The organism is Streptomyces sp. NPDC056452 (assembly GCF_042796085.1).
Taxonomy (GTDB): Bacteria; Actinomycetota; Actinomycetes; order Streptomycetales; family Streptomycetaceae; genus Streptomyces.
Genome location: NZ_JBHTRI010000018.1, coordinates 147,448 through 157,848, shown reverse-complemented (window position 1 = coordinate 157,848; position 10,401 = coordinate 147,448). Strand labels below are relative to the sequence as shown.

10 protein-coding genes are annotated in these 10,401 nt (G+C 69.7%); 6 read left to right on the top strand and 4 right to left on the bottom strand.

Going from position 1 to position 10,401, the window contains the following annotated elements; genetic code table 11:
- Positions 1 to 55: 55 nt before the first annotated feature.
- Positions 56 to 2,290, bottom strand: a complete 2,235-nt coding sequence (locus tag ACFQ6X_RS19480) for a transglycosylase domain-containing protein (protein ID WP_383183010.1) — start codon at positions 2,288 to 2,290, stop codon at positions 56 to 58.
- A gap of 843 nt (positions 2,291 to 3,133) precedes the next feature.
- On the opposite strand from ACFQ6X_RS19480, the gene ACFQ6X_RS19475 reads away from it, so the two are divergent.
- Positions 3,134 to 3,484, top strand: a complete 351-nt coding sequence (locus tag ACFQ6X_RS19475; RefSeq protein ID WP_329209618.1) for a WhiB family transcriptional regulator — start codon at positions 3,134 to 3,136, stop codon at positions 3,482 to 3,484.
- Positions 3,485 to 3,528: 44 nt separating this feature from the next.
- On the opposite strand, the gene ACFQ6X_RS19470 is transcribed toward ACFQ6X_RS19475, so the two are convergent.
- Together ACFQ6X_RS19470 and ACFQ6X_RS19465 are read right to left on the bottom strand one after the other, a co-directional pair.
- Positions 3,529 to 4,932 (bottom strand): ArsA family ATPase, encoded by a 1,404-nt coding sequence (locus ACFQ6X_RS19470; protein ID WP_383183008.1) that lies wholly within the window; start codon positions 4,930 to 4,932, stop codon positions 3,529 to 3,531.
- The gene (locus ACFQ6X_RS19465) at positions 4,929 to 5,960 is read right to left on the bottom strand and encodes an ArsA family ATPase (protein WP_383183006.1); all 1,032 of its coding nucleotides are present in this window, start codon (positions 5,958 to 5,960) and stop codon (positions 4,929 to 4,931) included. Before ACFQ6X_RS19465 ends, ACFQ6X_RS19470 begins: the two co-directional genes overlap by 4 nt.
- A gap of 71 nt (positions 5,961 to 6,031) precedes the next feature.
- Here ACFQ6X_RS19465 and ACFQ6X_RS19460 point away from each other — a divergent pair, with 71 nt between their 5' ends.
- The 4 genes from ACFQ6X_RS19460 (at position 6,032) to ACFQ6X_RS19445 (ending at position 8,513) form a co-directional block, all read left to right on the top strand.
- The gene (locus ACFQ6X_RS19460) at positions 6,032 to 6,190 is read left to right on the top strand and encodes a DUF4177 domain-containing protein (protein ID WP_019992579.1); all 159 of its coding nucleotides are present in this window, start codon (positions 6,032 to 6,034) and stop codon (positions 6,188 to 6,190) included.
- Positions 6,190 to 6,660: a RidA family protein gene (locus tag ACFQ6X_RS19455; protein WP_329209624.1), complete on the top strand. Its 471-nt coding sequence runs from the start codon at positions 6,190 to 6,192 to the stop codon at positions 6,658 to 6,660. The genes ACFQ6X_RS19460 and ACFQ6X_RS19455 overlap by 1 nt, the downstream gene beginning before the upstream one ends.
- A gap of 126 nt (positions 6,661 to 6,786) precedes the next feature.
- On the top strand, positions 6,787 to 7,683 hold the full coding sequence (locus ACFQ6X_RS19450; RefSeq protein ID WP_383183003.1) for an NUDIX hydrolase: 897 nt from the start codon (positions 6,787 to 6,789) through the stop codon (positions 7,681 to 7,683).
- The gene (locus ACFQ6X_RS19445) at positions 7,680 to 8,513 is read left to right on the top strand and encodes an MBL fold metallo-hydrolase (protein ID WP_383183001.1); all 834 of its coding nucleotides are present in this window, start codon (positions 7,680 to 7,682) and stop codon (positions 8,511 to 8,513) included. The genes ACFQ6X_RS19450 and ACFQ6X_RS19445 overlap by 4 nt, the downstream gene beginning before the upstream one ends.
- Before the next feature lie 81 nt (positions 8,514 to 8,594).
- Here the strand turns inward: ACFQ6X_RS19445 and ACFQ6X_RS19440 are convergent, their stop codons facing one another.
- The gene (locus ACFQ6X_RS19440; protein WP_031090867.1) at positions 8,595 to 9,269 is read right to left on the bottom strand and encodes a Crp/Fnr family transcriptional regulator; all 675 of its coding nucleotides are present in this window, start codon (positions 9,267 to 9,269) and stop codon (positions 8,595 to 8,597) included.
- 253 nt (positions 9,270 to 9,522) lie between these two features.
- Between ACFQ6X_RS19440 and nth the strand changes: the two genes are divergently transcribed.
- Complete coding sequence (gene nth / locus ACFQ6X_RS19435; RefSeq protein ID WP_383182999.1) at positions 9,523 to 10,371, top strand: endonuclease III; 849 nt, start codon at positions 9,523 to 9,525, stop codon at positions 10,369 to 10,371.
- Positions 10,372 to 10,401 lie beyond the last annotated feature (30 nt).

The following is a 10,401-nucleotide window of genomic DNA, read 5'->3' as shown; positions in this document are numbered from 1 at the left end:
GGCGCGCCCCGGTCCGGGGAGCGCCCTCCTTCATGTCTGTGGCCGTCCTGCACGGTCAGGGACCGTTGCCTCCGCCGCGCGGGCCACCGTCGTTTCCGCCGATGATGCCCGGCGGGAAGGTGATGCCGCCGATCGGGTCGTCGGTTCCCGGCTTGTCGTCGCCGTCCTCGCGGTCCCGGGGCTTGCCCTTGTCCTTGTCCTTGTCTTCCTTCGGCTTGGCACGGGGCACCGAGATCGGGTTGAAGGACGGGGTCTCCGACGCGCTCAGCGCACCGGTCATCGCGATCTTCCAGATGGGACCGGGAAGACAGCCGCCGCAGACCTTGTCGTAGTACTGGCCACCGATGGTGATGTTGTACATCTTGGTGGTCTTCTCGCCGATGTCGTCGCCGACCCACACCGCCGTCGAGAGGTTCGGGGTGTAGCCGACGAACCAGGCGTCCAGGCGGTCGTTGGTCGTACCCGTCTTGCCGGCGTTGTCGCGGTCGGTGAGACCGGCCAGCGTGCCGGTGCCGTCCTCGACCACGCCCTTGAGCATCTGGCTGATGGTGTCCGCCGTCGGCTCACTCATCGCCCGGGAGCACTCGGACTTCGGTACCTCGATCTTCTTGCCGTCGGGGTCGATGATCGCTTCGATGGCGATCGGCGAGCAGTAGGTGCCCCGGTTGGCGAACGTGGCGTACACGGAGGCCATCGACAGCGGGGTGCTCACCTCGCCGCCGAGGGTGATCGAGGCGTGCTCCTCGATCTCCTTGCCGTCGCCCCGCTCGTAGCCGACCTTCTTCGCCATCTCGACCGTCTCGCACAGACCGGCCTTCTGCTCCAGCAGGGCGAAGTAGGTGTTGATGGACTTGCCGAGCGCACCCGTCATGTCCCAGGAGCCCTTCTCGGACTCCATCTCGTTCTGCAGGTCCCAGTTGCCACCGCCTGCGGGGGCACCCGAGCAGGTGCGGTACGAATCCTGCGGCAGCGAGAGCTTCCAGCCGGTGGAGAAGCTCTGAGCGGGGCTGATGCCCTTCTCCAGAGCCGCGGCGGCGGTGATCGGCTTGAAGGTCGAGCCGACCTGGAAGCCGTAGGTGCTGCCGCCCATCTTGTTGCTGACGCCGAGGTTCAGCATCGTCTGGTGCTTCTTCTGGTCCAGGCCGTACGGGCGCGACTGGGCCATCGAGAGGATCTTGCCGCTGCCGGGCTGGACCTGCACCACCGAGGCGGCGACCTTGTCGTCCTTGTTCACCTTCGAGGTCGCTGCCTCGTTGGCGGCCCGCTGCGCCTTCGGGTCGAGCGTCGTCTTGACCGTCAGACCACCGAGGTTCCAGAGCTTGGCGCGCTCCTCGTCGGTCTTCCCGAAGGCGGGGTCGTTGAGGACGATCTGGCGTACGTAGTTGCAGAAGAAGCCGGAGCCTGCGACGGCGGTGATGCAGCCGTTCTTCGGCTCGCTGACCTTCAGCTTGATCGGGTTGGCGATGGCCTTGTCGGCTTCGTCCTGCGAGATGTCCCCGACGGCCGCCATGCGCTGCAGCACGATGTTGCGACGCTTGGTCGCTTCCTCCGTGTCGTTGACCGGGTCGTACCGGGTCGGCGACTGGACGAGGCCGGCGAGGAGCGCGGCCTCCTCCACCTTCAGGTCCTTCGCGTGCTTGGAGAAGTACCGCTGGGAGGCGGCCTCGACGCCGTAGGCCTGCTGCCCGAAGAACGTGATGTTGAGGTAGTTCTCCAGGATCTTCTTCTTGCCGAGCTCTTCCTCGACCTGGATCGCGTACTTCAGCTCACGGACCTTGCGGCCCAGGGTCTGCTGGGTGGCCTGCGCGACCTTGTCCGGGTCGTCGCCCGCCTCCTCCACGAAGACGTTCTTCACGTACTGCTGGGTGAGGGTCGAGGCGCCCTGCGCGGCACCGCCGGCCTGCACGTTGCGGTTCATCGCACGCAGGATGCCCTTGAGGTCGACGGCCCCGTGCTCGTAGAACCGTGAGTCCTCGATCGCGATGATCGCGTCCTGCATGTACGGGGAGATGTCCTTGAGCGGGACGACGGTCCGGTCGCGGGAGTAGTCGGTCGCGATGAGACCGCCCTCGCTGTCCAGGATCGTGGTCCGCTGGCTCAGCGGCGGAGTCTTGAGGTTGGAAGGGATCTCGTCGAATCCCTCGACCGTCCCCTTGGCTGCGAGGCCCAGCGCTCCGGCGGCCGGCAGCGCGATGCCTGCCAGCACAGCTCCGGACAGCGCGGCGACACCGAGGAACTTGGCGGCCTGCTGAGTCGTGGTGAGACCCCCGCCTGAGCGCTTCTTTGGCATGGGGGCAGCCTAATCCGTAGGTGGCGACGTTCCGCAGGGGCGGGGGCTCCTCGGAGCGTTCGAGTACCAGACCGTGACATCCGGGCGCGGCCGCAGGCCGAGGCCTCGACGTGGACGGGTGCGCGGTGGTGGCGTCCGGGGCGGTGGGGGGCACGTGGGTTCCGGACGGACGCCCGTCGTGTCCCGGTCCCGGCGTCACGGGAGGTGGTGGCGGTCGCCTGGCCAGCGCAGACGCCCTGCCGTCCGTGAGGGGAGCAATCGACCATTCGCCCGTGAGGCCCGAAGTGCGTACGTCCGTCGCCGAGGGCCCGCTGCCCGACCGGGACGCGAGCGAGGTAGAGATCGACAGACCACTGCTCCAGGGTTGGTCGCCGACGAGTGGCACCAGCGGCTCCACGGCCGTGCCGTGTCCGGGGGCTCGCCCCGCGAATCTGACGGCACAACAACGCGTGGTGCCTACGTTCTCATTCGCCGGACACAGGAACAGGCCTTGGCCTAAGCTGCTCTCAACTGTCACAGCAGTCCGGTTTTGCAGCAACCCCCGTGCACCGCCCAGCGCAACTCAGCCACATGCCGAGGCGTTCCCGAATTCGCCTCATGTGTCACCGAATGTCCGTTGCGACTTGGGCCTACTGTCCCAGTTCGGCCGGGATAGTCCCGCATGTCCTCACCTCACTCCCCTGGGTGATCTGCCGCGTACGCATAGTCCGTTCGGGCCATTCAAGATTGGGCCCGAAGGGGGTGTTGTGCTGTCGCCTGCTTCCGTAACGTCCTCAACTGGCAGCGGTGAATATGCCGCTACCGCCGTGGGGGAGCCTCGATTCGGGAGAGGACGGCGCCGGCATGGGCTGGGTAACCGACTGGAGTGCGCAGGCAGCCTGCCGCACTACCGATCCGGATGAACTGTTCGTACAAGGGGCAGCGCAGAACAGGGCCAAGGCGGTGTGCACCGGTTGCCCGGTGCGGACCGAGTGCCTGGCTGATGCGCTGGATAATCGCGTCGAATTCGGCGTATGGGGCGGAATGACGGAGCGGGAGCGCCGCGCACTGCTGCGCAGACGGCCCACCGTCACGTCCTGGCGTCGTCTGCTGGAGACCGCACGCAGCGAATACGAGCGGTCCACGGGCTTGCTGCCCGCAGCGGTCGGCCTGGAGGACGACGAACTGCACGAGACGTACGCAGCCGTCGGGTAGATCCGCACGCGGGGCGGCCCCGTGAGGGGAGCCCGGCGGCGGTCCTACGCAGCTCCGGCCGGAGCGGGAACGGAACCGGCCGCGAGCCGTTCCCCGATGGTCCGAAGGCCTGAGAGGTCGTGCACATCACCGGGCAGCGCGGCCACCTCGGCCATCGGGACCTCGGGGTGCAGCGCGGTGAAGCGGTCGCGTGTGTGCTGCTCGCGCGCGACGACCTGCATCCGCTCAGCATGCAGCCGCAGCAGACCCGCGGTCAGCTGCTCGACGGAAACGGCGTCGGCGAGGGAGGCGTCGTCCTCCTCCGTGTGCTCGGGCTTCCTGGACTGGGCGTGCGGCTTCCGGTCGTGCGGCTCCTGCGGCTTTTGGCTGAGCGGCTCTTGGTCGTGCGACATCGACTCGTTCTGCTCGGGGGAGAGCGGTGACTCGGAGGCTTCGGGAGAGGTGACAGCCGCCGGGTCCGCCGGGTCACAAAGGCCAGCCTTCCCGGCCGTCTGATCCACAATGCCGACGCCATCAAGATTTTCTGCGGCTGCCAGCGCCCGCTCCGCGGAGAGCCGCGCGGCCTCGCTGCCGTGCACCCGGTTGAGCACCAGACCGGCCAGCGGCATCTCCTCCGCGGCCAGCCGTTCCACGAAGTACGCGGCCTCGCGCAACGCGTCCCGCTCCGGCGTCGCCACCACGAGGAACGCCGTGCCGGGGGCCTGGAGGAGCTTGTACGTGGCATCGGCGCGGGTACGGAATCCGCCGAACATGGAGTCCATCGCCGCGACGAAGGTCTGTACGTCCCGGAGGAACTGTCCGCCGAGCAGCTTGCCGAGCGTCCCCGTCATCATCGACATGCCGACATTGAGGAACTTCATCCCGGCCCGCCCGCCGATCTTCGCGGGGGCGATCAGGAGCCGGATGAACTTTCCGTCCAGGAACGAGCCGAGACGTTTCGGCGCGTCCAGGAAGTCCAGTGCGGAGCGGGACGGAGGGGTGTCGACGACGATCAGGTCCCACTCGTCGCGTGCCCTCAGCTGCCCGAGCTTCTCCATCGCCATGTACTCCTGCGTGCCCGCGAAACCGGCAGACAGGGACTGGTAGAAGGGGTTCTCCAGGATCGCGCGGGCCCGCTCGGGGTCCGTGTGCGCCTCGACGGTCTCGTCGAAGGTGCGCTTCATGTCGAGCATCATGGCGTGCAGTTCGCCGTCACCGCCGATGTCCTCGACGCGGCGCGGGATGTTGTCGAGCTGGTCGATGCCCATGGACTGGGCGAGCCGGCGGGCCGGGTCGATGGTGAGGACGACGACCTTGCGTCCGCGTTCGGCCGCCCGTACACCGAGCGCCGCGGCGGTCGTCGTCTTGCCGACGCCGCCCGAGCCGCAGCACACGACGATCCGGATGCCCGGGTCGTCGAGAAGCGCGTCGGTGTCCAGCCCCGGTGCGATGTCCGTGCCAAGCGTCATGAACCCACCCCTTGTCCGGGGCGCCGCGCGCCCCTTGCGGGCCCCTGCCCCGCCGCGTCCACGGTCTCGTCGCCCACGCCCTGCTTACGGAACTCCGCCGCCAGCTCGTACAGCGCGGAGAGGCTCACCCCTTCGCCCATCAGTGGCAACTCTGCGGTGGGGAGCCCCAGCCCGGCGAGCACCGCGCGCTGTTCGCGCTCCAGGCCCACGCGCTGGGCGTGTTCGGCGGCCTGTGCGACCAGTGGCCGTACGAGCCCGGCGGAGCCTGTCACGCCCGCCCTGGTCAGCGTCTTGGCGATCTCCTTGCGGCGGCCCCCCGACGCCGTACGCAGCGCCTCCTCGTCCAGCAGGTGGGGCCGCACCATGTTCACCACGACCCGCCCCACGGGCAGCTCGGCGGCCCGGAGCTCCGCGATGCCGTCCGCGGTCTCCTGGACCGGCATCTCCTCGAGGAGCGTCACCAGGTGGACCGCCGTCTCAGGAGACTTCAGGACCCGCATCACGGCCTGCGCCTGATTGTGTATCGGGCCGATCCGCGCCAGCCCGGCCACTTCGTCGTTCACGTTGAGGAAGCGGGTGATGCGGCCGGTGGGCGGCGCGTCCATGATCACGTAGTCGTAGATGTACCGGCCCTGCTTGTCCTTGCGGCGCACGGCCTCACAGGCCTTGCCGGTCAGCAGGACATCCCGGACACCGGGCGCGATGGTGGTGGCGAAGTCGATAGCGCCGAGCTTCTTCAGCGCCCGGCCGGCACCGCCCAGCTTGTAGAACATCTGGAGGTAGTCGAGCAGCGCGCGTTCGGCGTCGATCGCCAGCGCATGGACCTCCCCGCCACCGGGCGCCACGGCGATCTTGCGTTCCTCGTACGGAAGGGCTTCGGACTCGAAGAGCTGGGCGATGCCCTGTCTGCCCTCGACCTCGACGAGGAGGGTGCGCCTGCCCTCGGTCGCGAGGGCGAGCGCGAGTGCGGCGGCGACCGTGGTCTTACCGGTCCCGCCCTTGCCGCTGACGACCTGGAACCTGCTCACGTCTTCGAGCCTAACCAGTCGGCAGGCAGCCTACGCACGAGGCCGCCTGTGCCAGGCATTACAGTCGGCTCATGACCAAGTGGGAATACGCGACCGTGCCCCTTCTCGTGCACGCGACCAAGCAGATTCTGGACACCTGGGGCGAGGACGGCTGGGAGCTGGTCCAGGTCGTTCCCGGCCCGAACAACCCCGAGCAGCTCGTGGCCTACCTGAAGCGGGAGAAGCCGTAGTGGCGGGCGCCGTCGAGGCGAAGCTCGCCGAGCTCGGCCTGACGCTCCCGGGCGTCGTCCCGCCGCTGGCCTCGTACCAGCCGGCCGTGCAGTCCGGGGTGTACGTGTACACCTCCGGCCAGCTGCCGATGGTGGACGGCAAGCTCGCGGTGACCGGCAAGGTCGGCGCCGAGGTGACGCCGGACGAGGCCAAGGAGCTGGCGAAGACCTGCGCGCTCAACGCCCTGGCGGCCGTGAAGTCCGTCGCCGGGGACCTGGACCGGATCGCCCGGGTCGTGAAGGTCGTGGGCTTCGTCGCCTCGGCCAGCGACTTCACCGGGCAGCCGGGCGTGGTCAACGGCGCGAGCGAGCTGCTGGGCGCGGTCCTGGGCGACAAGGGCGTGCATGCGCGGAGCGCCGTGGGCGTCGCCGTACTGCCCCTGGACGCCCCGGTGGAGATCGAGGTCCAGGTCGAGCTCGTCGAGGCCTGAGCCGTACCCTCACCGTCCTTGTCATCCCGCCCGGTCCCTGTGACCGGGCGGGATGTTGCGTGTAAGGGGCAGTCACGGAGCCGGGGAGCCCTCGAACATCGGCGCGGTTCCGGATAGCCTCCGGCCATGCCCAATGGTCAGTGGTACCCACCGGAATGGCCCGCACGGATCAGGGCCCTCGCCAGCGGCGACCTGACGGCCGTGGACCCCAGGCGTGCGGCCACCGTGATGCTGCTGCGGGACGGCGCGTCCGGGACGGGCACCACCGGGCCGGCCGTCCACATGCTGCGCCGGCGCACCTCCATGGCCTTTGCCGGGGGCGCGTACGCCTATCCGGGTGGCGGGGTCGACCCGCGCGACGACGACCACCTCGTGGGGTGGGCGGGACCGTCCCTGGAGCGCTGGGCCGAACGGCTGGGCGTGGAGACGGTCACCGAGGCGCAGGCCGTCGTCTGTGCGGCGGTCCGTGAGACGTACGAGGAGGCGGGCGTCCTGCTGGCCGGACCCACCGCTGACACGGTCGTGAGCGACACCACGGGTGCCGACTGGGAGGCCGACCGCGAGGCACTGGTGGCCCGTGAGCTGTCCTTCGCCGCCTTCCTCGACCGGCGGGGCCTGGTCCTTCGCTCCGACCTGCTGGGCGCATGGGCGCGCTGGATCACTCCGGAGTTCGAACCGCGCCGGTACGACACCTGGTTCTTCGTGGCCGCGCTCCCGGAGGGCCAGCGGACCCGGAACGCGTCCACCGAGGCCGACCGGACGGTGTGGATCCGCCCGGGCGAGGCCGCCGACGGCTACGACAAGGGCGAACTGCTGATGATGCCGCCGACCGTGGCCACGCTGCGGGCGCTGAGGCCGTACGGGACGGCCGCCGAGGCGCTGAAGGCCGCGGATTCCCAGGACCTGACTCCTGTGCTCGCACAGGCCCGTATGGAGGGCGACGCGCTGGTGCTGAGCTGGCCGGGGCACGAGGAGTTCACCAAGCACATCCCGGCCGGCGACGCCGGAGGCGATTCCGCATGAGCGACGCGGCAGCGCTGCCCGGGCAGCCCCGCGGCGGCGTCCTCTCCGGCCCCGCCACCACCCGCACGGTCAACGTCCTCGCGCCCAACGCGTCGGCGATGACCCTGGACGGCACCAACACCTGGATCGTCGCGGAGCCGGATTCGGATCTCGCGGTCGTCATCGACCCGGGGCCGCACGACGAGGAACACCTGCGGGCCGTCGTCGACACCGCGGAGAAGTCCGGGCGGCGCGTCGGCCTCACGCTGCTCACGCACGGCCATCCCGACCACGCCGAGGGCGCGGCACGCTTCGCCGAACTCACCCGTACGAAGGTGCGCGCCCTGGACGTGGCGCTGCGCCTGGGCGACGAGGGGCTGACGGCGGGCGACGTGATCACCACCGGTGGGCTCGAACTCCGGGTCGTGCCCACCCCGGGGCACACCGCGGACTCGCTCTCCTTCCACCTGCCCGCCGACCGTGCGGTGCTGACGGGCGACACGATTCTCGGGCGCGGCACGACGGTCGTCGCACACCCGGACGGCCGGCTCGGCGACTACCTCGACACGCTGCGGAGACTGCGCTCGCTCACGGTCGACGACGGGGTGCACACGGTGCTCCCGGGGCACGGTCCGGTGCTGGAGGACGCCCAGGGGGCGGTCGAGTTCTACCTCGCCCACCGGGCACACCGGCTGGCCCAGGTGGAGACGGCCGTGGAAGCCGGTCACCGCACACCGGCGGCGGTGGTGGCGGCTGTGTACGCGGACGTGGACCGTTCCCTGTGGCCTGCCGCGGAGCTGTCGGTGCGGGCCCAGCTGGAGTACCTGGCCGAACACGGGCTGATCGAGTGATCAGGCCGTGTTCGGAAACGCGAGAGGCCCCACCGACCGGTGGGGCCTCTCGGCGGTTTCGTACCCGGTAAGCGTCGGCGATCAGCGCGAACGCTTCGCCAGCCGCTCCACGTCCAGGAGGATCACGGCACGTGCCTCGAGGCGCAGCCAACCGCGGCCCGCGAAGTCCGCGAGTGCCTTGTTGACCGTCTCGCGGGAGGCGCCGACCAGCTGGGCCAGCTCTTCCTGGGTCAGGTCGTGCACGACGTGAATGCCCTCCTCCGACTGGACGCCGAAGCGGCGCGACAGGTCGAGGAGCGCACGGGCGACACGGCCCGGCACATCGGAGAAGACCAGGTCGGACATCTGGTCGTTGGTCTTGCGCAGCCTGCGGGCGACGGCGCGCAGCAGCGCGGTGGCCACCTCGGGGCGCGCGTTCAGCCAGGGCTGGAGGTCGCCGTGGCCGAGGCCGAGCAGCTTGACCTCGGTGAGCGCGCTCGCCGTGGCGGTGCGCGGGCCCGGGTCGAAGAGCGACAGCTCTCCGATCAGCTCGCCGGGACCGAGGACGGCCAGCATGTTCTCGCGGCCGTCGGGGGAGGTGCGGTGGAGCTTCACCTTGCCCTCGGTGACCACATACAGGCGGTCGCCCGGGTCGCCCTCGTGGAACAGCGCGTCACCGCGCGCGAGGGTCACCTCACTCATCGAGGCGCGGAGCTCCGCGGCCTGCTCATCATCGAGCGCCGCGAAAAGCGGGGCGCGCCGCAGAACGTCGTCCACGAGTTCTCTCCTTGTCGGCCTGTTCAGGGAACCGTGGTCCCCATGATGCCGGACGGTAAAACAGTGCGATCAATCACAAACCAGTTTGACGCACGGGCGTGCCGGACCCTACGGCAGGGGGCCGATTGGGCGTGGATGGGCAGTGACCGGGGCGGATGTCGGTGCCTGGCTCTAGGCTGGCCGAGTGTCCGGAAAGCCGGTGAGAGCGCAGGCCAAGGGGGCTGATGGGGTGTCGCAGGACAAGAATTCCGCTGTGGGCGAACAGCTCGTACGGGGTAGTGGAAAAGCCGCAAAACGCCCGACCGGGGAGGCGTCGGCGGCGAAGAGGACAGCGAAACCGGAATCGCACCTCGCGATGGTCCGCCGTGCCCGCAGGATCAACCGCGAGCTGGCCGAGCTCTATCCGTACGCCCATCCCGAGCTGGACTTCCGCAACCCGTTCGAGCTCCTGGTCGCCACGGTGCTCTCCGCCCAGACCACCGACCTGAGGGTCAACCAGACGACGCCCGCGCTCTTCGCCGCCTATCCGACCCCCGAGGACATGGCTGCCGCCGTACCCGAGAAGCTCGAGGAGATCATCCGGCCGACCGGTTTCTTCCGGGCCAAGTCGCGGTCCCTGATCGGCCTGTCGGCGGCCCTCCGGGACGACTTCGGCGGTGAGGTCCCCGGCCGCCTCGCCGATCTCGTGAAGCTGCCCGGCGTCGGCCGCAAGACGGCCAACGTCGTCCTCGGCAATGCCTTCGGCGTCCCTGGCATCACGGTCGACACCCACTTCGGCCGGCTGGTCCGCCGCTGGAAATGGACGGAGCAGGAGGACCCGGAGAAGGTCGAGGCGGAGATCGCGGCGATCTTCCCGAAGAGCGAGTGGACGATGCTCTCGCACCGCGTCGTCTTCCACGGCCGCCGCATCTGCCACTCCCGCAAGCCCGCCTGCGGCGCCTGTCCGATCGCCCCGCTCTGTCCCTCGTACGGCGAGGGCGAGACCGACCCGGAGAAGGCCAGGAAGCTCCTCAAGTACGAGATGGGCGGATATCCCGGCCAGCGCCTCAGCCCGCCCCCGGACTACCCGGGCATGCCCGCACCACCCCTGGGAGCCGGGTGACGGCCACCGTCCCCACAGGGGTGCCCCGCC